Origin of the sequence: Candidatus Binatus sp. (assembly GCF_036567905.1) — a bacterium.
Lineage (GTDB): Bacteria > Desulfobacterota > Binatia > Binatales > Binataceae > Binatus.
Window position 1 is genome coordinate 16,308 of the sequence record NZ_DATCTO010000098.1, and the last position, 20,752, is coordinate 37,059.

The window sequence follows — 20,752 nt, forward strand, 5'->3', positions numbered from 1 at the left end:
GGTCTTCGAGGGTGGCAATCGACGCCGCCGGCAACGCCTGGGTGTCCAACTTCCTCGGCAACAGCGTGACCGAGTTGAACTCCAGCGGCGGCTTGGCCGGCAACTTCGCTCCCGGCGGCGCCGGCTTCGACCTACCGGATGGCGTGGAAATCGACGCCGCGGGCAACGTCTGGGCGGCCAACGCGGGCGGCAACAGCGTGGCCGAGATCGTCGGCGTGGCGCGCCCGGTCCTGACGCCGCTGGTCGCCTGCCTCACACAAGCGACGCCGCACGCCGCCTGTCTGCCGTAGAGGGATCAGCGCGGCCGCCCTGGACCGCAGGCCAAACTTGAAAAAGTGATCAGCGGCCGCCGATGAGCAGTTCCGCGATCTGGACGCCGTTGAGCGCCGCGCCCTTGCGCAACTGGTCGCCCACCACCCAGAAGTTCAGCGCGTTGGGGCAGCTCAGGTCTTCGCGGATTCGCCCGACGAAGCAGTCGTCCTGTCCCTCGGCGAGGATCGGCATCGGGTAGCGATTGTGCGCGGGATCGTCGAACAGCCGAAGCCCCGGAAAGCGCGCAAATGCCTCGCGCGCGTCGGCCGCCGCGACTTTGGTCTCGGTCTCCGCGTTGACGGAAATCGAATGCGCGGTGAAGACCGGCACCCGCACCGTGGTCGGCGAAATCAGCAATTGGGGCTGCTCGAGGATCTTCCTGATCTCGTTGACCAGCTTGATTTCCTCACCCGTGTATCCGCCCTCGACAAATTTGTCGATATGCGGAATCAGGTTGAAGGCAATCTGATGCGGGAAAAATTTCGGCTTGATTGCCTCGCCCCTCGACCACGCCATCGTCTGCTCGCGCAGTTCCGCAACCCCATTGACGCCCGCGCCGGATACCGCCTGGAAACTGGTCGCGACCACCCGCCTGAGACGCCCCAGGTCATGGATCGGCTTCAGCGGCATCACGGTGACGATCGTCGTGCAATTGGGACACGCCACGATGCCCTTGTGACGACGCGCGGCGGCGGGGTTGATCTCGGGCACCACCAGCGGAACGTCCGGGTCCATTCGATAGGCGCTCGACTTGTCCACCACGATCGCGCCCGCCTTGACCGCGATCGGTGCGAACTCGCGCGACTGCGCCGAGCCCGCCGAGAACAACGCGAGGTCGATTCCCTTGAACGAGTCGGCGTCGAGCCGCCGCACCGTTATCGACTCGCCCGCGAAGGTCACGGTCTTGCCCGCCGATCGCTCCGAGGCGTACGCGCGCAGCTCTCGAATCGGGAAATTGCGCTGCTCGAGAATTTTGAGCGTGGTCTGTCCGACCGCGCCCGTTGCACCCACCACCGCGATTCGTTGTCCGCTGGCCATTTTTCGATTGTATCGTGAAGTTGTGATTCGAGTGAACAGCCGGTTCAGTTCTCAGGTCTTTTGCACTAGCCAGTCGCTGACCAGCTCGAATACTTCGCTGGCGTTGTCCGGCTCGGCCAATCCGTGTCCGAGGCCGGGTAAAATCTTGAGCGTCTTGGGCTCGCCGGCGCGATCGTAAAGCGCCTGGGAACTCTGGTGCGAAAGAATCGTGTCCGCCCCGCCATGAATCAGCAGCAGCGGCTTGGGCGCCAGCTCGCCCGCCACGTGCGCGCCCGCGAGCTGACTCGACAGCGCGATCACGGTGGTGACGACGGGGCTCAGCGTTCCCGCGTTGATCGCGACCGCGCCGCCAAACGAATGCCCGATCAGTGCCACGCGCTCGTGGCCAATCCCGCCCAGGAACGTCAGCGCCGCCATCGCATCGACCAGGCATTCGCCGAACTCGTTGGGCGCACGATAATCCAGCCGCGCAATCGTGAGCCCGCGCCTGGGCATCTCCAGCCCCAGCCGCGGATACAGCATCGAGGGACCGTCGAATCCGCCGATCGCGCCGCTGACGCATAGCACCGCGCGCCCCTTCTCCGGCGCCGAATGCAGCATCAGCGCGATCGAGCCGCGCGTCGTCGCGATCGTCACTTTGCGCGCGCCCGCGATCTCGTCGCCCCGCTCGACGCCGGTGATTCTCAGGGTCAGTCCTTCGTCCATCTGTTGGGATCTTGCGCCGGCCCCTGCCTATTGAGACCGAATCGAGGCCGGCCCGTCCAGTCCAGCGTCGGTCGTCTCGCCGAGCATTCGCATCCCGTAGCGAATCAGCGCCGCCAGCCGTTCGACCCGCGTCAACAGTTCGCCCTGCTCGGCGCGCGGCGCCTCGGCCAGCTCGGCGGCGACGGCGGCCAGGTTCTCGCGCATCAGTTGCACCGCGCGCTCCAGGTTTTCGCGCTCGGGACCTCGCCCGCGGGCTTTGCGCCGCGCCTCCTGGATCTCCGCAAAATCGATTATCTCGGCCATTTATGCTTTACGCTGCGCGCGAGCCCGATCGCGATTATCGCTTATCGCGGTCGCGCGTGGAAACCGCGAAAGAGTCACCTTAACTTCTTGCCCGCGCGACGCTTCTCCGCCAGCGTCCGATGTCCACCCTCGGCGACCCATCGCATCTGCCGCGCCATGCCGTTGAGAATCTCGACCTCGCGCGCCGTCAATCCGCTGCGTCCGAGAATCTCGCGGATCGCGAACATGATATGGTCCGGATTGTCGTCGGGAATAAAACCGATCGAGACCAGCGCCTCCTCCATCCGCGCCAGCATCGGGTCGCTGATCGCCGCGGCTACGAAATGCGGTGCCCGGGCCGCGCCTGCAAAATGCGGCGTGCGGGCGGCCTCGATTTCCGCCGCCGCCGATTCATCCGCCGCCATCATCAGCTCGTACGCGACGACTGCCACCGCCTGCGCCAGGTTGAGCGACGGATATTCGGGTGCGGTCGGGATTGTGATCAACCGATTGCAGAGCTTGAGCTCGCGATTAGTCAGCCCGCGATCTTCGCGGCCGAAGACGATCGCGATTTTGTTCGAGCCGGCAAGAGCGTCGAGTTCCGCCGCCACCGCGCGCAGCGGATTCGCCCGGCTGCGATAGCCGCCACGGCGGCTGGTGGTGCCGACCGCGACCGAGCAATCCGCGATAGCGGCCGCCAGATCGGGATAGACCGTCGCGCGCGCCAGGACGTCGTCGGCATGCACCGCCAGCGCGGCCGCATCGCGACTGTTCAAGGTGCCGGGCGCGACCAGGCGAAGATCGTCGAAGCCCATGTTCTTGAGCGCTCGCGCCGCCGCGCCGATATTGCCGGCCGATTGCGGCCTGAACAGCACGAACGCGAATTTCTCCCGCGCAGCCATCGTCTCCTTATCCGGTTCCCGCTGCCGCAAGGGAAGACCTGGCTGCGCACCTTTAATCGGGCGAGGGAATCAGGCGCGTCCCCCGCAGCTACTACAATCAGCCCGCGAAGATCGCTAACTTGGGATTTCGGACGCAACTGCTGCGATGAAAATAATTTCCTTCGGCGACGTTCACATGGCGACCCGCAATCTGGACCGGATGGGCGAGGTGATGCGCGATTGCGACTTGATAATCCTGTCCGGCGATCTCACCAACTTCGGCGGCATCGACGACGCGCGCAAGGTCCTCGCCGACGTCCGCCGCGCATGTCCCGCCGTGCTCGCGCTCTCGGGCAATCTCGACCGGCGCGAGGTGATCCCGTTCCTCGAACGCGACGGCGTCGCGCTGCATGGCAAGGGTCTGGTCAAGGGGGGAGTGGGGATCTTCGGATGCGGCGGCTCAAATATCACTCCGTTCGGCACGCCGACCGAGCTCAGCGAAGACGAAATCTATGCGACGCTGCGCGCCGGTTATGAGTTCGTGCGCGACGTGCGGCCGCTGCTGATGGTTTGTCATACGCCTCCGTTCGACACCAAATGCGATCGAATCCTGAGCGGCAAGCCGGTCGGCAGCACTGCCGCGCGCCAGTTCATCGAAGAAGTGAAGCCCGAAGTTTGCATCTCGGGGCACGTTCACGAGTCCGCCGGCGCCGATCAGATCGGTCCGACCAAGATTTTCAACGCAGGCCCGTTCAAGGGCGGCGGCTACGTGGTTGTGCTCACCGGCGACGGGCGGCTTGACGCGAGGCTCGAATTTCTTTGACGTGCCTGCCTTGTCGCGCGTCGATCAATCGATTCGCACGTACGCCGGAAAAATCGCCAACGCATGGCCGCTGGTGCTGCGCAACTCGATCCGGCTACTGTGGCGGTTCCGGCCCGGACGCGCCGCGAAGTAGGGCCGGAGATTGTTCGAGGGCGGAACAAAATAACGGCACAGCTCCGCAGCTCGTGGCTTTCGTGGTTTACACATTTTTGTCGAAGGGAGAATTGCGTGCGCATGGACGGGACCAGCGATGTTCGGATGAGGTTTGATCACGTATCGATCGCGGTGAAGTCCATCGACCGCGCCTACGAATTCTTCGCGAAATATTTTCCAATCAAGTTGCGCAGCGCCAAATCGATCGACGAGCAGGTCAGCGGTTCGTTCTACTGGCAGGATTTCCACCTTGGCGGATTCGTCGTCGAGCTGATCGAGGACCCGCCCGGCAGGCCCGGCTTCGTCACCAAGTTCATCGACAAGCATGGCGAGGGGATGCATCATTTGTCGATCGAGACGGACAATCTGGACGCGATGGTGGCCCGGCTCAAGGCCGGCGGAGTGCGGGTCGTCGACGAGCAAAAATACGATTCAGGCTCTGCGACCGCGTTCATTTCGCCGCGCTCCGCCTTCGGCGCGCTGATCCAGTTCTGGCACACCCCGAATTGGGGACAGGCGCATCCCAAGCCGGCGCCCGACGGCCTGGCCCACTTCGATCACGTATCGATCGCGGTCAAGGACATCAACGCAGCCTACGATTTTTTCACCCGCTACTTTCCCGGCACGAAAATTACCCATGAGCCTCACATCAGCAATTCCTCGGGCAACTTCGCCCTTGGCCATCTCGAGGTCGCCGGCTTCAAGCTCGAATTCATCGCGAGCCCGCCGCACCAGAGCCAAAACGACTTCGTCGGCAAGTTCATCGCGCGCTACGGCGAGGGGATGCATCATATTTCGATCGACCTCAAGGATTTCGACGCCACCTGCGAGCGGCTCAAACGCGACGGCGTCCGGGTGGTGGACGAAAAACGCAACTGGCGCGGCGAGCGCCAATACTTCATCTCACCGCAATCGGCCTTCGGCGTGCTGATCCAAATCTGGGACGGCCTTCAATAGCAGGTGCGGCTGCTGCGAAAAGGCTACAATTGAGCGACTCGGATGATCCTCGCCGCATTCTTCGACGCCGCCGGCACGCTGTTCGAGCCGCGCGAGCCCGTCGGACGCACTTACGCTCGCCTCGCGCGGCAATTCGGCCTCGACGCCTCTGAGGATACCGTCACCGCCGGTTTTCGCCGCGCCTTCGGTGCGGCGCCCGGTCTGGCCTTCGGACCCGGGCATGGGCACGACGAGCTGCGACGGCTGGAGCGGGAATGGTGGCGGCGGCGCGTGAGCGAAACGTTCGCGCCGCTGGGCGCGTTCCCCGACTTCGACGCCTGCTTCGACGCGCTGTTTGCCCACTTCGCCGATCCCGATCATTGGATTGCGGATATTGAAGCGGCGCCGATGCTGCAACGTCTAAAGAACGATGGACTCAAACTGGGCGTGATCTCGAACTTCGATTACCGCTTGTATCGAATTCTGGACGGCCTCAAGCTGACCCGTTACTTCGATTCGATCACGATTTCCTCCGAAGCCGGCTACGCCAAGCCCCGGCGCGAGGTGTACCAGGCCGCCCTCGCGCGCGCCGGCGCGGCGGCGCACGGCGCGATGCATATCGGCGACTCGGAGCATCTCGATTTCGCGCCGGCTTCAGCCGTCGGGATGGCTGCGGTCCTGATCGATCGCGGCAACGAGCCAGCCGCGCCACGGATCGCGGCCCGCACCGCGCGAATCCGTTCGCTTGCCAGCGTCCCTGAGGTTGCGCAAGTATTCTGACTCGCTTGACGTTATCGCGCCGTTATTCTTATCTAAGGCCACAATTTCCCGGGGAACAGTATTTTGGGGATTAGAAAAATGAACCGTGTGCACTTTTCGCATCGCCTGATGGTGATGCTAACCGCATTTTTCGCGCTCGCCTTCACCGCCGGCATTGCCGCCGCGCAAAGCGCCGGGCAACTCGAGGGAGAGCTTTCGAGCCTCTCCGGCCAGATGTCGTCGGCCGAGTCCAACGAATCGACCGCCGACCAGGTGATCAGCCGCCTCGACAACGCCGAGGGAAGCTTCGCCAAGATCACTTCGAGCGGCAAGGTGGACAAGGGCGCGCTGATACCGCTCTACCATCAGCTCGAATCGATGCTCGATCGGATGCAATCGGTCTATTCCAAGAAGAAGGACGATTGCATCGCGCAGATCGACAACGGCGGGCAATGCGACTACGACAAACCCGAGCAGTTGGCATTGCGCGCCGCATATCCGCTTGCATGGCTGCGGTTCACGGCTGCGACCACCCTGTTCGACGATAACGCCGAGCAAGCCAAGAAACTGCTCAACGAGGCGATCGACGGCTTCACCGCCAGCACGCTGGCGATGCCCGATCCCAACCTGATACGCGAAAATACGCTCGGCCGCGCCTACTGCGAACGCGAGTTGGGCAAGTTCGATCATGCCGAATACGACCACGCGATCGCCGACTTCAAGAAAATAATGGATGACGGCACCGGCACGCAGCAATACGCCGCGGCGCGCGAGGGACTCTCCACGACTTACGCCAAGATGGGCAACGCAGCGGAGGCCGCGGCGATGCTGCCGACCGGCGGCAAGAGCTCCAGCGCCGGCGAGTTCATGCTTCGGTTGCAGACCCTGTTCAGCGCCGAACGGGCCACCAGCGACCCCGCCAAGAAGGCCGCCTATCACAAGCAGATCATCGACGCGATGAAGTCCAAGGAAAACGACAAGGAAGGATGGGCGGTCGATGTGGCGGCGGCGTCGAAGTTTCCAAACAACGTAGTCGAGGAATTCGGCAACTCGAGCGATCCGTTCGAGAAATGGCTGCTCGCCGCGGTGCTGCTCTCGCGCAAGGACGAGGCCAACGCGGCCAAGTACTATGCCGAGGCGGGCGCCAGCGGGAAGTATCCCAAGGCCTACAAGTTTGCCATCGACATCTATCTGCGCGAGAAGCGCTACGACCAGGTCGAGGCGATGCTGAGCAAGATCGCATCGGGCGGCGGCGGCGACGCGCAATGGGCCGAGTACGTGAGATTCAGCCTCGCGCATAGCCGATGGGAGCAGGGCGGCTCGAAGGACAAGGCGCTGGAAGATCAGTGGGTGAAGAACGCGCAGGACTACGTGCAGAAATATCCCAATGGCGAGCACGTCGCCGAGATGCGGGTGCAGCTTGCCGGTCTGCTGCAGCAGCAGAATAAATACGTCGAGGCCGCCCAGTTGTATTCCCAGGTCAAGGGCGACCCTGAATTCACCTTCACCGCCAAGTTCAAGGCCGCGGAGTGCTACTACGCCGAGCTCCAGGGCGCCAGCGCCAAGGATAACAAGGGGCCCAAGATCGATATCGAGTCGGTCAGAAAGCTGGCGCTCGAAAACCTCAACGAGGCAATCAAGATGGGCCCCGAAGCAGAGCGCACCACTTCCGGCGCCGGCAAGACTGCGGTCCATGAGATTCGCGGCGAAGCGGCCTACATGCTGGCTTCGATCCTCGAAGAAGACCCCGAAAAAGTTGACTACGCGCAGGTCGCGACGCTGCTTACCGGCTACGAATCGGAATACCCGAAACTGAGCGCGAAGTTCCAGGATGTGGCCGAATGGCGCATCACCGCGCTCGATCATCTCGGCAAGTACGACGATGTTAACACCGATGTCGCCGCAATTGTCGAACGCAGCAAGGGCAACACCGCCAAGGGCGATTTCATCAAGACACTTGGAATCGACTTCTGGAAGACCGCGCTGGAAGCCAAGGCCAGGGGCGATGAGAAGGCCTATCTGGCCAACGCGAAGTTGACCGCGACCGCGTACAAATTTTTCGCAGACATGGTGGCGGCGGGCAAAATCCCGGTCAAGAATCTGACCGGTACGCTGTCCATTTACGGCCAAGCGCTACAAGCTACCAGCCATGAGGGAGAGGCGGAAAAGGTTTATCAGGAGGTCGTGAAGGCTGACCCCGCATCGCCCGATGCCAACGCCGGACTTGCCCGTATCGCGCAAGCCAAGAAGGACTGGAAGGACGCGGTGACGCTGTGGACCACCGTCGAGAGCACGGCGGCCGAGTCCGACATCCTGTGGTACGAGGCGAAGTACAACATCGCGATGATCTACAACGAGCAAGGCAATACCCAGGGCGCATGCAGCAAGCTGGCGCAGACGCGCGCCGAACATCCCACGCTGGGCTCGCCCGAGATGAAGGCTTCGTGGGACGCGCTGCAGCGCAAGATATGCCTCGATAACCGGCACTAGCGCGGCGATGCTCAAAAAGATTCATCACGTCGGCGTCGTCGTGCCGAGTCTCGACGCGGGCTTGAGATTCTGGCGCGACACGCTGGGCCTGCATTTCACCAGCAGCGCCACGATTGAAGAGCAGGGCGTCCGGGCCGCGTTGCTCAAAGCCGGTGAGAGCGAGATCGAGCTGCTCGAGCCGCTCGACGCCGGCAATGCCGTGGGCAAGTTCCTCGCGCGCCACGGCGGCGGCTTGCATCATGTATGCTTCGAGACCGACGACGTCGCGCGCGAGCTCGAAGCGGCGCGCGGCAAAGGAATCGCGCTAATCGATCAGAAGCCGCGCCGCGGCCTGGCGGGAATGATCTGTTTCCTGCATCCCAAGGCCACCCGCGGCGTGCTGGTTGAATACGCCCAGCCATCCGGCGAGTAGGGAGTAAAAAAAAAAAGGCATGCCGATTTACGAATACCGATGCACCAAGTGCGACCGCTCGTTCGAGGCGCTCGTGCGCCCCGGCGACGGCGGCGCGCAGTGCCCGCTCTGTCACGGCTCGAAGCTCAAGCGCGAGATGTCCACCTTCGCCGCGCGCGGCAGCGATGGCGGCGTCGCCGCCGCGGCCGCGGATGCGATGGCCAATTCCGGCGTTGCGAACGGTGGCGGATGCGGCGGATGCGGCGGGGGTGGATGCGGCTGCCGCTAGCTACGCGCTCGCCCGGTTCAGCTCTCCCTGCGCGCTTCGAATTCCTTTTTTGCCGCCGCCAGTAATTCGGGCTGTGCGAGCAAATCGTACGCGGTCATTGCCATCGCCTTCGCCACCCGAATCATCGCGTTGTAGCCGCGCTCTGAGTCGGCGCGCGCGACGAACGCGTCTTCGTGGCAATTGCCCTCGCCGTGGCGCGAGATCGCGAACGACGGATGAATCGCCGGCATCACATGACTGACGTCGCCCATGTCGGTGCTGCCGGTGGGCGTGTCGGCCGGGGCCTCGACAGATTTTGCGCCGAGCGCCTCGCTGTGCGCGGCGTAACGATGCGCCATGCTGAGATTGTTGATCAGATTCTTGTAACCGCCTTCGACAACGTGCTCGACCCGCGTTCCGGTCGCCATCGCGGCGCCCTCGGCGCACCTGATCACCCGCGCGCCGATTTCATTGGCGTAGCGGCTGGTCCTGGCGCGCGCTAAAAACAGGCACTCGGTGCGCTCCGGGATGATATTAACCGCGTGGCCGCCGTCGGTGATGATGCCGTGGATGCGCGAGCCGTCGCGCAGGTGCAGCCGCATCGCATCGACGCTCTGAAAGGTCTGGATCAGCGCGGCCAACGCGCTCGAGCCGTTCCATGGCGCCATCGCCGCGTGTGCGCCGCGACCGTGAAAAGTCAGCTTGAGATGATGCGTGGCGAGCGCGGGCATCGTGCAGAATTCGGCGTCGGTGGGATGCGCCATCATGGCCGCATCGACGCCCCGCAACGCGCCGTTCTCGATCAGGATTATTTTTCCGCCGCCGCCTTCCTCGGCCGGGGCGCCGAGAAAAACGACTCGCCCCGGCAGTTGGCTCGCGACGCTCTTCAAACCCGCGACGGCGCTGAGCGCGGCGCCGGCGATCAGGTTGTGGCCGCATGAATGACCATTGGGCAAGGCGTCGTATTCGGCGAGGATTGCGACCGCGGGACCGCGGGCGCCGAACTCGGCGCGAAACGCGGTCTTGAGTCCACCGGCTTCGCGCTCGACCTCGAGACCCAATTCGGCGGCGGCTTTGGTCAGCAGGCCGGTGGCGAAATGCTCCTGGAACTTGAGCTCGGGATGCTCATGGATTTCGTGGCTGAGCGCGACCGCCTTGTCGCGGTAGTTATCGATCGCGCGACAGATTTCGCGGTGAGCGTCCATCGGTATGCTCCTCTCGATGCTGAGTAGCATTGTGAGTAGCACCGAGCGCGCAGATTATCCAAACTCCGCCGCCGCGTACCGAATCGGCCAGGGGGGGGCGCCTGGCGCCGGCTGGATTGCGCGGCCCCCTGAAACTTCGCCTGCGCGAATTCGTCCAAGATGTGAGAGCATCGGGAATCAACAGTCCGGAAAAACTGACCGGCTTGCCCAACGCAGGAGCAAATAGGATCATTACATACGGACGCGCGCCGCTTTGGCCGAGCGTTTGCATCGCAATGGCAACGACAACAATTCCGGGCATACGACGCAGCTTGATTTCCGCGCTTACGGCCGCGGTGATTGGACTGGCGATTGTGATTGGCGGATTCGCGCCCGCCGCGGCGCAGCAGGGCTCTTCGATTCCTCCGCCGATCGTGATGCCCGGCAGTCAGGGCAAGGAAACCTCGACGCTTGAGCTGCCCTCGATGCCGGCGAAACAGGGTGGCGACGCGCTCAACATCCCGCCGCAGGTTCCGCAAACCGGCCAGGAGCTGGTGCTGCCGACGCGCGAGTTGCGCCAGCAGCCGGGTTACGAACAGGTCACGGTGACAGTGACCGATCCGAGCGGCAGCTACGTCACCGGGCTGCAAAAGGGTGATTTCAAACTCTACATGGACGGGCAGCAGCGCCCGATCCAATTCTTTCGTCAGGACCTGAACACTCCCGTCTCGGTCGGCATCCTGGTGGACACTTCGGGCAGCATGACGCCCAAGATTCCGCAGGCGCGCGCCGCGATCGCACAGTTCCTGCGCGATCTCAATGACAAGGACGACGTGTTTCTGTTCGCGTTTTCCAGCCATCCGTTCCTGCTCCAGCCGTTCACGATCAATCACGATCTCGTGATGCGCCGGCTCGCATTGCTGCACGCCTACGGGCAGACCGCTCTGTTCGACGCAATCATGCAGGGGCTGCAGATGGTGCAACGAGGGCGCTACGACAAAAAAGCGCTGCTCGTCGTCACCGACGGAATGGACAACACCAGCGCCTCGACGGTCAATGACGTCGTCGCCCAGGCGCGGCGAATGGGCGTGCTCGTGTACTCGATCGGAATCGGCGATCCCAACGGGTCCAGTTCCGGAATTGGCATCTCGATCGGACCATTCGTGGTAGGCGGCGACGATAGCGAACACGTTGACGCCGAGACCCTGCACACTCTTTCGACCGAAACCGGCGCCAAGACCTACATCATCCGCCAGGCCGGGGACGGAGAGGCCCTGCGTCGCGCGTGCGAGAACATCAGTCTCGAGTTGCGTGAGCAATACACAATAGGATTTCTCGCGCCCGATCCCGGCGCGGGCGGATACCGCAGCCTGAGGGTGGACGTTCCCGGCAAATCAGGAGCGGAGGTTCGCGTGCGCAAGGGAATCGAAGTCGGCGGGCGCTCGGCGCCGGCCAGCCTCGATCCGTCGGTCGCCGGCGGACCCTGATCCATCCAAGTCGCCGCTCAGCGCGACTGGCGCTGATTCGATACGAATGGCGCGACAAATGCGCGATTCGGATCCGCCAACAGGTTCAGGAATTTCACTTCGGCGAAGTCGCCGATCAGCTGGAAACCCGAGAAGGCCGCGTTGTCCACGCGGATCCGCCGGAAGTGGGCGAGTTCGAGCCGCATGAAGTGACACAAAATGGTGCGGATGATGTCGCCGTGCGAGACGAACAGGATCCGCTGGCCGCTGTTCGCTCCGACCGCACGGCGCACTGCCTCGACGCCTCGCGATTGCACCTGCGCCATCGTCTCGCCACCGGGAGTCGGCGCGTCCAGCGGATGGTCGCGATAGTTCAGGTACTCGGCATCCTCGGCCAAATCGTCGAACACCATTCCCTCCCATCGCCCGTAGAGCACTTCGGACAGTTGCGGGTCCTCGGTAACCGCGATGCCGCCGAGGCCGGCCGCGATTATCTCCGCCGACTGCCGCGCACGCGCCAGCGGACTCGTGACGATCAACTCGGGCTTTATCAGGCGAGCGAAGGGAATCGCGGCTTGCACCTGCGCGCGTCCGTGCTCATCGAGTTCGATTGGATTTCGGCCCATCACGCGGCCTTCGCGGTTCCATGCGGTCTCGCCATGGCGCATCAACAGCGCGATTCCTCTCATCCCGGTTGCACCCTTTAGTTTGTCCGCGACGTAAAACGGTCCCAGCGCCATCGAAATCGCCTAGGTGATGAAATTCAGCCCCCAAAAAAAAGGCGGCGGGACCTCGCTGATGAGCGCCCGCCGCAATCAAACCAGATTTTCGACTGTGCCGACAGCCGCTTGATCGTTACCGCGCTGGCGCCGCCGCGCTCCTGTGCGCTGTTTGTTCCGCATGCGCGGCTCCGTTGGCAGGCGCGCCCAGGCCGCAGAACGCTTCGTAATCGATAAGCGTGGTCTGGCTGGGATGCTCGCCGCAAACGGGGCACTTCGGATCTTTGCGGATCTTCAGAACTCGCACGTAGTCCTTGTCTGACAGCGTGTCGAAGTAAATCATCTTGCCGATGAGCGGAGACCCGGCGCCAATTATCAACTTGATCGCCTCGAGCGCTTCGATCGATCCGATCAATCCCGGAAGCGCGCCGAGCACGCCGGCCTCCGCGCACGACGGCGCCATTCCCGGCGGCGCCGGCTCCGGATACAGGCATCGGTAGCACGGTCCGCCTTTGGCCGGGTAGAAAACCGTCGCGTTGCCTTCGAAGCGGAAAATCGCGCCGTCCACTAGCGGCTTCTTTGACAATACGCACGCGTCGTTGATCAAGTATCGAGTCGGGAAATTGTCACCGCAGTTCACGACCACGTCGTAATCCTTGATGATGTCCATCGCGTTTTCGGAGGTAAGCCGCAGGTCGTGGCGAATCAGCTTGACGCCCGGATTCAGCGCGTTGATTTGCCTTTGCGCCGACTCGGTCTTTGGCATCCCGACGCGATCGGTCGTGTGGATGATCTGCCGCTGAAGATTGGACAGATCGACCACGTCGAAATCCACCAGGCCGATCGTGCCGACTCCCGCCGCCGCCAGGTACAGCGCCGACGGCGAGCCGAGCGCGCCGGCGCCGAGCAGCAGCACCCTGGCGTCGAGCAGTTTTGCCTGTCCCTTTTCGCCGACCTCGGGAATTACCAAATGGCGCGAATAGCGGGTCAGCTCCGCGGCGGTAAACGCGCGATCCGCAACCCACGGCAGGCCGCGATCCTTCCACGCGCTGAAACCGCCCGTCAGGTTGTACACGTTTTCGTAACCGAGCTCGCCGAGCGTTCGCGCCGCCAGCAGCGAGCGGATGCCCGACGCGCACTGCACAATGACCGGCGTCTGGCGGTCGGGGACGCGCTCCTCGATTCTGAGTTCCAGGAAACCGCGGGGAATCGCGACCGCTTGCGCAATATGGCCCTGCCGCCACTCGTCGCTTTCGCGTACGTCAACCAGCACGGCGCCGGACTTTTCGATCATCCGGCGCGCTTCGTCGATATCGATCTGCTTAATTGTCGAGCGTGCTTCGTCGAGGATGTTCTTCGAAGTTTTCGCCATAAATTCAGGTGGCGGCTTGCGACGCAGCCTCGGCCAGCGAGCGCCGCCTGGTGAATTTAATCGCCGCATTGTCGATGTTGATCGAGCACAACGAGCCGCACATCGTGCAGACGTTGGAACCCGCCGCCTCGCTTTCTTCCTTGTAGCGGCGCGCCTTGTCGGGGTCCATCGCCATCGCGTACATCCCTTCCCAGTTGAGCGCCTTGCGGTATCGCGACATCTGATCGTTCCACACTTTCGCCGCGCGCACTCCCTTGACCAGGTCGCCCGAGTGAGCCGCGATTCGCGTCGCGATCACTCCTTCGCGCACGTCGTCGATATCGGGCAGCCGCAAATGCTCGGCGGGCGTCACGTAGCACAGGAAATCGGTCCCCGCCGCCGACGCGATCGCTCCGCCAATCGCGCCGGTGATGTGATCGTAGCCCGGCGCGACGTCGCAGGTCAGCGGCCCGAGCACATAAAACGGCGCGCCCCCGCAGACTCGCTTCTCCAGCTTCACGTTGGCTTCGATTTGATCGAGCGGCACATGGCCGGGACCCTCGATCATCACCTGCACGCCCATCGCCCGCGCGCGCTCGGTCAATTCACCCATCAGCAGCAGCTCCGCGATTTGCCCGCGATCGGTCGCGTCGCCGGTGGCGCCTGGCCGCAGCCCGTCGCCGATCGATATCGTCACGTCATGCTCGCGCAGCACCGCGCAGACTTCGTCGAAGTGCTCGTATAGCGGATTTTCGTTGCCGGTCCGATCGATCCATGCCGCCAGCATCGCTCCGCCGCGCGACACGATACCTTCGATCCGCCGATGCCCGCGCAGCCGCTTCACGCTCTCGCGCGTGACTCCGCAATGCAGCGTCATGTAATCGACGCCTTGGCGCGCCTGCCGCTCGATAACGTCGATAAAGTACTCGGCCTCCATCTCCATGATCGTGCGCTCGGAGCCGAGCTGGTAGATGGGCACGGTGCCCAGGATCACGGTGCATCGCGACAGAATCTCCGCGCGTATTTTGTCGAGGTCGGTGCCGGTCGAAAGATCCATCACCGAGTCGGCGCCGTAGCGGATCGCGGTGTAAAGTTTCTCGACTTCCTCTTCGATCAGCTGATGGAAGTTCGACGCGCCGATGTTGGCGTTGACCTTGGTGCGCAGGCCTTTGCCGATTCCGATTGCCCTGAAATCGTGATGGATATTGTGCGGGATCACGACCTCGCCGGTCGCCACCAGCGCGCGAATGTCTTCGGCGGCGAAACCTTCGTCCTCGGCAACTTCGGTCATCTGCCGGGTGATTATGTTCTTGCGGGCGGCTTCAATCTGCGTCATCGCGTCACCTCCGCGGCCGGCACGATGCTCCGGCCTTGGACCGTTAAGTATAGCTCAATCGCTGCCGTACTCGATGCCGTTCTTCTCGCACAGCGCGCGCAGTTCCCGGATCATTCGCTCCGCGCGCGCCAGGTGCGCCACCGCGATAAAGTTGGACAGCGCCACCAGCGTCAGCGCTCCGGTTGCCCAGTACATGTGGCCAACCACGTCGCCGCCGTGAATTACGCCCACGCCGTTGGCGTAGGCGATGAACAAAACGATCAGACCCGCCAGCGTCAGGCCGATAGTCACCCGGGTCATCGGGCTACTTGCCGGCGCGCGCCGGATGCCGGTCAATTACCGTGAGATCGTCGATATGGTCCGGCGCTTCCGCGTAATGCTTGGGCGCTTCGCGATTGGTGTAGGTCTTCATCTCCGGCCGCTGCGGATCGTAAACCGCGGCGTCCTGTTCGCGGTACCACGCCAACATCTCGTCCATATTGCCGTCGCGGCCTTTTTCGGCCAGCACGCGCGAGCGATGCATCAGCAGTTCCTTGGGCTCGACGAAATCCTTGCGGTCGAAACCCCAGATGCGCGGATGAACGTAGGTGTCCATCCGAATCGCGTCGCACGGGCATGCCTCGACGCACAGCCCGCAGTAGATGCAGCGCAGCGTGTCGATCTCGTAGCGCACCGGGAATTTTTCGACCTGCGGATCGGGCGACTCGCCCGCTTCTATGTAGATGCATTGCGCCGGACACGCGGTCGCGCACAAAAAACACGCGGTGCATCGCACCGAGGAATCTTCGCGCAGCGTCAGCCGATGGCTGCCGCGAAAATTGTCGGAATAACGCTTGCGCTCCTCCGGATATTGAGTGGTCGAGGTCGCGTTGACCCCGCGCTTCATGCCGAACAGATGGGCGGTATGCAGCCCGAGGTTGCGAAAAAGGTGGTAGTTGGTGACCGCAAGGCCTCTTATGATTTCGGGGATGTAAATCCGCTCCCAGAAGGTCATTTGTTCGCTTCTTTGCATCTCTAAACCAACCCCGAACCCATTGCCTGAACGAGGTTTCCGCGTTGCCGCAGGACTCGCCCAACTCCGAATATAAACTATAGGGAGTGCCGGGAATTACAGTCAAGTTAGATGGATCCGGATTGCTCTCCTTTCGCCGTCGCGCCAGTTCGATTAATCATTGCACGCCATGGATTCTCCCGCCGTCTCCGCCGAGCCCGTGCGCCCGGTCACCGCTTCCGAGGCCGCGCACACCGTGCTCGCGAGCTTTCTTGGCTGGGCGCTCGACGCTTTCGATTTCTTCATCCTGATTTTCGTGATGCCCGCCGTCGCCAAGGAGTTCCATCGCCCCATCTCGCACATCGCGTTTACGATCACCGCGACGCTCGCACTGCGTCCGCTCGGCGCGCTCGTGTTCGGCTGGGTCGCCGACCGCTACGGGCGCCGCATCCCGTTGATGGTCGATGTCATCTTCTATTCCGTCATCGAAGTGTTAAGCGGCTTTGCCCCGAGCTACGGATGGTTCCTGCTGATGCGCGCGCTGTACGGAATCGGGATGGGCGGCGAATGGGGGGTGGGCGCGTCGCTCGCGATGGAAGCGGTGTCGCCCCGGTTGCGCGGACTTTTTTCCGGCTTGCTGCAGGAGGGTTACGCGGTCGGCTACCTGCTCGCGGCCGCCGCCTTCTTCTTCGTCTTCCCGCACTATGGATGGCGCGCGATGTTCTTTCTCGGCGGCGCGCCCGCCCTGCTGACGCTCTACATCCGCTCCCACGTGCCCGAGTCGGAGGCATGGCAGCGCACGCGCCCCGACATGTCGCAGATTCGCCGTGCAATTCGCGCCAACTGGAAGCTGTTCCTCTACCTATGCGTGCTGATGACGATGATGAATCTCGCCTCGCACGGCACCCAGGACATGTATCCGACCTTCCTCGAAAAGCAGCGCGGCTTCGACACCCGCACGGTGGCGACGATCGCGCTCATCTATAATGTGGGCGCGCTGCTCGGCGGCCTGATCTTCGGCTACTTGTCCGACCACATTGGGCGGCGGCGCGCGATGGCGGCCGCGGTGATATGCGCCGGCGCGGTCATACCGCTGTGGATCTATCCGGGCACGCTCGCGGTGCTGACGCTTGGCGCATTTCTCATGCAGTTCATGGTGCAGGGCGCATGGGGTGTCGTCCCGGCGCATCTGACCGAGCTCTCGCCGCCGGAAGTTCGCGGTCTGTTCTCGGGCCTCGCGTATCAGACCGGAGTGTTGCTCGCGTCGGGCGTCGCCGTCAGTCAAGCCTTGCTGGCCGAACGATTCGGCTATGGCGCGACGCTGGCGGGCATCGCCGCAATCGTGATGCTCTTCGCAGCCGTCGTCATCCTGCTCGGCCGCGAGCGCATGGGCCGTGACCTCCATTCCGGCGCCGCATGAAGCGGATGAGTCGCACGCCCGCGGCAGGGGCCGCGCGCGACAGCGGAGCGCGGCCTTAACGGCGGGTGCAGGGGTCACCCGTGCCGCTGCATGAAGCCGCCCCGCCGGACTTTCGATATCCCCGGCTTTGCGATAAACGAACATTGTGCCGGAGGTGGAGCAATGAAATTTGGCCTCTTCTATGAAATCTCCGTACCGCGGCCATGGGGGCGCGAAACCGAAAAAACCGTCTACGACAACTGTCTCGAGCAGGTCGCTCTGGCCGATCAACTCGGCTTCGATTCCGTGTGGGCCGTCGAGCATCACTTCCTCGAAGAATATTCGCATTGCCCGGCCCCCGAGCTGTTCCTGACCGCGTGCGCCATGAAGACCAAAAAAATGCGCGTCGGTCACGGCATCATCGTGTGCGTGCCCGAGTTCAATCATCCGATCAAAATCGCCGAGCGCACCGCCGTCCTCGATATTCTTTCCGGCGGCCGCCTCGACGTCGGCACCGGCCGCTCCGCAACCTGGACGGAACTGGCCGGCTTTCGCGCCAGCCCCGACGAGACCAAGAAAACCTGGGACGAGTTCGTCCATTGCCTGCCCAAGATGTGGACCCAGGAACGTTTCTCGTACCAGGGACGATCGTGGTCGATGCCCCAGCGGACCATAGTTCCCAAGCCCTACCAGAAGCCGCATCCGCCGCTGTGGGTCGCAGTCACCAGTCCCGGCACCGAGATCGACGCGGCCGACCGCGGGATGGGCAGCCTGGGGCTGACCTTCGGCGGGTTCGCCGAGCAAGAGGAGAAGGTCAAGCGCTATCGCAAGATAATCCGCGACTGCACTCCGGTCGGCGAGTTTGTCAATGAAGCCGTCTCGACGGTGAACTTCCTCTACTGCCATGAAGACGAAGCCGAGGGCGTCAAGATAGGCCGGCGCCTTACCGGCACCTTCAATTACCTCGCCGCCCAGTTACTTTCTGTGCGCGAGGCGTATCCAAGCAAATCGTACCCGTCGCTGGGGCTGCTGCCTTCGCTTCGTCAGGAGGCGTCGGGTCCGGGCGATGCGTCCGGCGCGCCGGAGGGTATCGCGATCGGAAATCCCGCGCGCATTTTGCGCGAGATGAAGAAATGGGAAGCGGTCGGATGCGATCGCGTCAACTTCCTGCTCAATGCGCTCGAGACCGTGCCGCAGCAAAAGGTGCTCGACAGCTTGCGCCTGTTCGCCAAAGAAGTGATGCCTCATTTTCAGGGTGCGAGCGAATCCGCCTCCGCCGCCGCAGGAGGTCGTTGATGCCACCGCGTTATGGAAAGCTCGATCTGGCTGCGTGGGCCAAGTCGGCGCCCGCGATCAACGGCTACAAAACCGAGCCGTGGATCCTCAAGGGCGCGCGAATCGTCACGCTCAATATGGAGATCGATGACGATCCCGCGGACAACTTGCTCCCGGCCACGATGCATCCGTCGATTCCGGAGTACGCAACTTTCTGCGTCACCAATTATCCCGACAGCCCCGTCGGCCCGTTCTCGATTGCCGAGCTGCGCGTCTCGGGCCGCACCGGCGTTCGTCCGCGCGGCTTCGTGTTGCGCAGTTTCTGCGACAATGAAAATGCGCGCCGCGAGTTGGCTGCACGATGGGGATATCCAACGGTCGCGGGCGAGGTGAAGCTCTCTATCCGCCACGACCGGGTGGTTGCCCATGCCAGCGCCGGCGGCAAGCCGGTGCTCGAATGCGAGCTGCTCGATCGCGACGTGATCTCCGGCGGCGATATCCAGTACATCGCGAGCATGCATCTGGCCCGCAACCACGACGACGGCAAACTGGTTCTCGTGCAAGTCGATCCCGAGTTCACCTTCTCGAAGGCGGAGCGCGGCAAACCGCGGGTTATCCTGCTCGACAACGACGCGTTTGGCGCTGGCGCCAATCTGCGCCTCGCCAATCCGATTTCCGCAACCTTCACGACCGCCGACGTGACGCTGCCGAAGATTCGCTACATCTGCAATCCCGAGTTGCCCGCGATGCAGGGTACGACCAAAGTCGCCGCCTGAATCGATTCCGCTCCTCTCGGTCATCCCGAGCGGAGTCTGCGGAGCCGAGGCACCCCGGATCTTCTCCTTCCTGTTTCCCGCGCGCGCCACTTCGCACTTGTGCTAATTAGCAAACCCATGCCGGAACCCTGGCGCTTCGAAAAAATCACTCTCAAGAGCGGGCTCACGATGCGAATCGCCCGCGCCGGCGCAATTATGCGGCGCTCGTCAATGCGCTGCGAGGCACGACGCTTCAGAAAAACGTCTTCAGCGAAAACGATCTCGACTACTTCCGCGCCGCCTTTCGCAATCCCTATTCGCTGACCGCCGCGATCAACTACTATCGCGCGAACTTCCGCACCGGCTTCATGGCCAGTCCCGGCTCCAACCCATGGATCGACCGGAAGATCTCGGCGCCCACGCTTTTGATCTGGGGCGAGCAGGATTTCGCACTCGGGAAGGAACTGACCTACGGGATGGAGGGGCTGTTCACCGGTCCATTTGAGATCAAGTACATCGCGGACTCCAGCCATTGGGTGCAGAATGAGAAGCCCGAGTTGGTGAATCAGTACGTCCGCGATTTCCTCGATGGCCGGTAGGTGAGCGTTCCGCGCCGTTGCCTCTTCCATCGCGTAGCCGCGAAAAGATGCGCTGCGCAGATTTTCGCGTCTTCTCACTGCGGGTGCAGGGGCCGCAGCCCCTGCCGCCCACCGCGCAGGTGATTCTTCCTTCACGCCGTCGCCACGGCCAGGGGTCACCCCTGCTTTACACCGCTTCGCGCCGCGCTTATCTTAATTTCAGGATCGAAACGCCCCGGACGCCGCCTTTCTCACGGATCCCGGTCAAAATCCCGGATGGTCGTCTGTATAGGAGCTTCCCGGCAAATTCACAAGGAGGGGCTTTTATGCCCACTAAATTGTATGTAGGCAATCTGGCCTACGCGGTTACGCAGGAAGACCTGGCAGAGCTGTTTGGGCAGGCGGGCAAGGTCGAGAGCGCGGTCGTCGTGTCCGACAAATTCTCGGGGCAGTCGCGCGGCTTCGGTTTCGTCGAGATGGCCGATGCGACCGAGGCGGCCACCGCGATCCAGACACTCAATGACACCGACCTGAAGGGCCGAAAGATTAAGATTGACGAGGCTCGCGCCAGCACCGGTGGCCCGCGCGGCGGTGGCGGCGGCGGCGATCGCCGGCGTGGCGGCAGAGAGGGCGGTGGCGGCGGCGGAAATCGCAATCGCT

Annotated in this window: 24 protein-coding genes; 14 read left to right on the plus strand and 10 right to left on the minus strand. The window is 63.1% G+C overall.

Translation table 11 applies throughout. From position 1 onward, the window contains the following. The first annotated feature begins 11 nt into the window (after positions 1-11). Complete coding sequence (locus tag VIO10_RS15190) at positions 12-290, plus strand: hypothetical protein (RefSeq protein ID WP_331966114.1); 279 nt, start codon at positions 12-14, stop codon at positions 288-290. Positions 291-339: 49 nt separating this feature from the next. On the opposite strand, the gene VIO10_RS15195 is transcribed toward VIO10_RS15190, so the two are convergent. The 4 genes from VIO10_RS15195 to VIO10_RS15210 form a co-directional block, all read right to left on the minus strand. Further along, entirely contained in the window at positions 340-1,350 is a 1,011-nt protein-coding gene (locus VIO10_RS15195; RefSeq protein ID WP_331966118.1) for an aspartate-semialdehyde dehydrogenase, read from the minus strand. Between the two features lie 51 nt (positions 1,351-1,401). After that, the gene (locus VIO10_RS15200; RefSeq protein WP_331966121.1) at positions 1,402-2,055 is read right to left on the minus strand and encodes an alpha/beta hydrolase; all 654 of its coding nucleotides are present in this window, start codon (positions 2,053-2,055) and stop codon (positions 1,402-1,404) included. 27 nt (positions 2,056-2,082) lie between these two features. Next, positions 2,083-2,358 (minus strand): hypothetical protein, encoded by a 276-nt coding sequence (locus VIO10_RS15205; RefSeq protein WP_331966124.1) that lies wholly within the window; start codon positions 2,356-2,358, stop codon positions 2,083-2,085. Positions 2,359-2,432: 74 nt separating this feature from the next. Further along, complete coding sequence (locus VIO10_RS15210) at positions 2,433-3,239, minus strand: RNA methyltransferase (protein WP_331966127.1); 807 nt, start codon at positions 3,237-3,239, stop codon at positions 2,433-2,435. A 145-nt stretch (positions 3,240-3,384) separates the two neighbouring features. Here VIO10_RS15210 and VIO10_RS15215 point away from each other — a divergent pair, with 145 nt between their 5' ends. The 7 genes from VIO10_RS15215 (at position 3,385) to VIO10_RS15245 (ending at position 9,059) form a co-directional block, all read left to right on the plus strand. Beyond that, complete coding sequence (locus VIO10_RS15215; RefSeq protein ID WP_331966130.1) at positions 3,385-4,041, plus strand: metallophosphoesterase; 657 nt, start codon at positions 3,385-3,387, stop codon at positions 4,039-4,041. Between the two features lies 1 nt (position 4,042). After that, positions 4,043-4,174 (plus strand): hypothetical protein, encoded by a 132-nt coding sequence (locus tag VIO10_RS15220; protein ID WP_331966133.1) that lies wholly within the window; start codon positions 4,043-4,045, stop codon positions 4,172-4,174. Between the two features lie 125 nt (positions 4,175-4,299). Beyond that, a complete protein-coding gene (locus VIO10_RS15225) occupies positions 4,300-5,151 on the plus strand; it encodes a VOC family protein (RefSeq protein ID WP_331966136.1) in 852 nt (283 codons plus the stop codon). A 42-nt stretch (positions 5,152-5,193) separates the two neighbouring features. Then, positions 5,194-5,910, plus strand: a complete 717-nt coding sequence (locus VIO10_RS15230) for an HAD-IA family hydrolase (RefSeq protein ID WP_331966139.1) — start codon at positions 5,194-5,196, stop codon at positions 5,908-5,910. Positions 5,911-5,988: 78 nt separating this feature from the next. Beyond that, the gene (locus VIO10_RS15235; RefSeq protein WP_331966142.1) at positions 5,989-8,379 is read left to right on the plus strand and encodes a hypothetical protein; all 2,391 of its coding nucleotides are present in this window, start codon (positions 5,989-5,991) and stop codon (positions 8,377-8,379) included. Positions 8,380-8,386: 7 nt separating this feature from the next. Continuing rightward, a complete protein-coding gene (gene mce / locus VIO10_RS15240) occupies positions 8,387-8,791 on the plus strand; it encodes a methylmalonyl-CoA epimerase (RefSeq protein ID WP_331966145.1) in 405 nt (134 codons plus the stop codon). A 19-nt stretch (positions 8,792-8,810) separates the two neighbouring features. After that, on the plus strand, positions 8,811-9,059 hold the full coding sequence (locus VIO10_RS15245; protein WP_331966148.1) for a zinc ribbon domain-containing protein: 249 nt from the start codon (positions 8,811-8,813) through the stop codon (positions 9,057-9,059). 17 nt (positions 9,060-9,076) lie between these two features. On the opposite strand, the gene VIO10_RS15250 is transcribed toward VIO10_RS15245, so the two are convergent. Continuing rightward, complete coding sequence (locus VIO10_RS15250) at positions 9,077-10,243, minus strand: M20 family metallopeptidase (RefSeq protein ID WP_331966151.1); 1,167 nt, start codon at positions 10,241-10,243, stop codon at positions 9,077-9,079. A 275-nt stretch (positions 10,244-10,518) separates the two neighbouring features. Between VIO10_RS15250 and VIO10_RS15255 the strand changes: the two genes are divergently transcribed. Further along, the gene (locus VIO10_RS15255) at positions 10,519-11,709 is read left to right on the plus strand and encodes a VWA domain-containing protein (RefSeq protein WP_331966154.1); all 1,191 of its coding nucleotides are present in this window, start codon (positions 10,519-10,521) and stop codon (positions 11,707-11,709) included. 17 nt (positions 11,710-11,726) lie between these two features. On the opposite strand, the gene VIO10_RS15260 is transcribed toward VIO10_RS15255, so the two are convergent. The 5 genes from VIO10_RS15260 to VIO10_RS15280 form a co-directional block, all read right to left on the minus strand. Next, the gene (locus VIO10_RS15260; RefSeq protein WP_331966158.1) at positions 11,727-12,428 is read right to left on the minus strand and encodes a histidine phosphatase family protein; all 702 of its coding nucleotides are present in this window, start codon (positions 12,426-12,428) and stop codon (positions 11,727-11,729) included. Positions 12,429-12,543: 115 nt separating this feature from the next. After that, the gene (moeB, locus tag VIO10_RS15265) at positions 12,544-13,779 is read right to left on the minus strand and encodes a molybdopterin-synthase adenylyltransferase MoeB (RefSeq protein WP_331966161.1); all 1,236 of its coding nucleotides are present in this window, start codon (positions 13,777-13,779) and stop codon (positions 12,544-12,546) included. A 4-nt stretch (positions 13,780-13,783) separates the two neighbouring features. Beyond that, positions 13,784-15,094, minus strand: coding sequence for a phosphomethylpyrimidine synthase ThiC (gene thiC, locus VIO10_RS15270; protein ID WP_331966164.1), 1,311 nt, complete (start codon positions 15,092-15,094; stop codon positions 13,784-13,786). A 54-nt stretch (positions 15,095-15,148) separates the two neighbouring features. After that, the gene (locus VIO10_RS15275; protein WP_331966166.1) at positions 15,149-15,394 is read right to left on the minus strand and encodes a hypothetical protein; all 246 of its coding nucleotides are present in this window, start codon (positions 15,392-15,394) and stop codon (positions 15,149-15,151) included. 4 nt (positions 15,395-15,398) lie between these two features. Then, the gene (locus VIO10_RS15280) at positions 15,399-16,106 is read right to left on the minus strand and encodes an NADH-quinone oxidoreductase subunit I (RefSeq protein ID WP_331966169.1); all 708 of its coding nucleotides are present in this window, start codon (positions 16,104-16,106) and stop codon (positions 15,399-15,401) included. 169 nt (positions 16,107-16,275) lie between these two features. Between VIO10_RS15280 and VIO10_RS15285 the strand changes: the two genes are divergently transcribed. From VIO10_RS15285 to VIO10_RS15305, 5 genes are all read left to right on the plus strand, one after another. Beyond that, positions 16,276-17,505, plus strand: coding sequence for an MFS transporter (locus VIO10_RS15285; RefSeq protein WP_331966172.1), 1,230 nt, complete (start codon positions 16,276-16,278; stop codon positions 17,503-17,505). A gap of 162 nt (positions 17,506-17,667) precedes the next feature. Further along, on the plus strand, positions 17,668-18,780 hold the full coding sequence (locus VIO10_RS15290; RefSeq protein ID WP_331966175.1) for an LLM class flavin-dependent oxidoreductase: 1,113 nt from the start codon (positions 17,668-17,670) through the stop codon (positions 18,778-18,780). Continuing rightward, positions 18,780-19,535 carry an acetoacetate decarboxylase family protein gene (locus VIO10_RS15295; RefSeq protein ID WP_331966178.1) on the plus strand — a complete coding sequence of 252 codons (756 nt, stop codon included), beginning with the start codon at positions 18,780-18,782 and terminating at the stop codon, positions 19,533-19,535. The genes VIO10_RS15290 and VIO10_RS15295 overlap by 1 nt, the downstream gene beginning before the upstream one ends. Before the next feature lie 347 nt (positions 19,536-19,882). Beyond that, complete coding sequence (locus VIO10_RS15300; protein WP_331966180.1) at positions 19,883-20,113, plus strand: alpha/beta hydrolase; 231 nt, start codon at positions 19,883-19,885, stop codon at positions 20,111-20,113. Between the two features lie 305 nt (positions 20,114-20,418). Next, positions 20,419-20,752: hypothetical protein (locus tag VIO10_RS15305; RefSeq protein ID WP_331966183.1), on the plus strand; the 334-nt coding region annotated here is incomplete at its 3' end.

What these genes read in the sequence shown, in the direction of transcription:
- VIO10_RS15195 (WP_331966118.1), bottom strand. Translation starts at nt 1,350, where the DNA reads ATGGCCAGCGGACAACGAATCGCGGTGGTGGGTGCAACGGGCGCGGTC.
- VIO10_RS15200 (WP_331966121.1), bottom strand. Translation starts at nt 2,055, where the DNA reads ATGGACGAAGGACTGACCCTGAGAATCACCGGCGTCGAGCGGGGCGAC.
- VIO10_RS15205 (WP_331966124.1), bottom strand. Translation starts at nt 2,358, where the DNA reads ATGGCCGAGATAATCGATTTTGCGGAGATCCAGGAGGCGCGGCGCAAA.
- VIO10_RS15210 (WP_331966127.1), bottom strand. Translation starts at nt 3,239, where the DNA reads ATGGCTGCGCGGGAGAAATTCGCGTTCGTGCTGTTCAGGCCGCAATCG.
- VIO10_RS15215 (WP_331966130.1), top strand. Translation starts at nt 3,385, where the DNA reads ATGAAAATAATTTCCTTCGGCGACGTTCACATGGCGACCCGCAATCTG.
- VIO10_RS15225 (WP_331966136.1), top strand. Translation starts at nt 4,300, where the DNA reads ATGAGGTTTGATCACGTATCGATCGCGGTGAAGTCCATCGACCGCGCC.
- VIO10_RS15230 (WP_331966139.1), top strand. Translation starts at nt 5,194, where the DNA reads ATGATCCTCGCCGCATTCTTCGACGCCGCCGGCACGCTGTTCGAGCCG.
- VIO10_RS15235 (WP_331966142.1), top strand. Translation starts at nt 5,989, where the DNA reads ATGAACCGTGTGCACTTTTCGCATCGCCTGATGGTGATGCTAACCGCA.
- mce (WP_331966145.1), top strand. Translation starts at nt 8,387, where the DNA reads ATGCTCAAAAAGATTCATCACGTCGGCGTCGTCGTGCCGAGTCTCGAC.
- VIO10_RS15245 (WP_331966148.1), top strand. Translation starts at nt 8,811, where the DNA reads ATGCCGATTTACGAATACCGATGCACCAAGTGCGACCGCTCGTTCGAG.
- VIO10_RS15250 (WP_331966151.1), bottom strand. Translation starts at nt 10,243, where the DNA reads ATGGACGCTCACCGCGAAATCTGTCGCGCGATCGATAACTACCGCGAC.
- VIO10_RS15255 (WP_331966154.1), top strand. Translation starts at nt 10,519, where the DNA reads ATGGCAACGACAACAATTCCGGGCATACGACGCAGCTTGATTTCCGCG.
- VIO10_RS15260 (WP_331966158.1), bottom strand. Translation starts at nt 12,428, where the DNA reads ATGGCGCTGGGACCGTTTTACGTCGCGGACAAACTAAAGGGTGCAACC.
- moeB (WP_331966161.1), bottom strand. Translation starts at nt 13,779, where the DNA reads ATGGCGAAAACTTCGAAGAACATCCTCGACGAAGCACGCTCGACAATT.
- thiC (WP_331966164.1), bottom strand. Translation starts at nt 15,094, where the DNA reads ATGACGCAGATTGAAGCCGCCCGCAAGAACATAATCACCCGGCAGATG.
- VIO10_RS15275 (WP_331966166.1), bottom strand. Translation starts at nt 15,394, where the DNA reads ATGACCCGGGTGACTATCGGCCTGACGCTGGCGGGTCTGATCGTTTTG.
- VIO10_RS15280 (WP_331966169.1), bottom strand. Translation starts at nt 16,106, where the DNA reads ATGCAAAGAAGCGAACAAATGACCTTCTGGGAGCGGATTTACATCCCC.
- VIO10_RS15285 (WP_331966172.1), top strand. Translation starts at nt 16,276, where the DNA reads ATGGATTCTCCCGCCGTCTCCGCCGAGCCCGTGCGCCCGGTCACCGCT.
- VIO10_RS15290 (WP_331966175.1), top strand. Translation starts at nt 17,668, where the DNA reads ATGAAATTTGGCCTCTTCTATGAAATCTCCGTACCGCGGCCATGGGGG.
- VIO10_RS15295 (WP_331966178.1), top strand. Translation starts at nt 18,780, where the DNA reads ATGCCACCGCGTTATGGAAAGCTCGATCTGGCTGCGTGGGCCAAGTCG.
- VIO10_RS15300 (WP_331966180.1), top strand. Translation starts at nt 19,883, where the DNA reads ATGGCCAGTCCCGGCTCCAACCCATGGATCGACCGGAAGATCTCGGCG.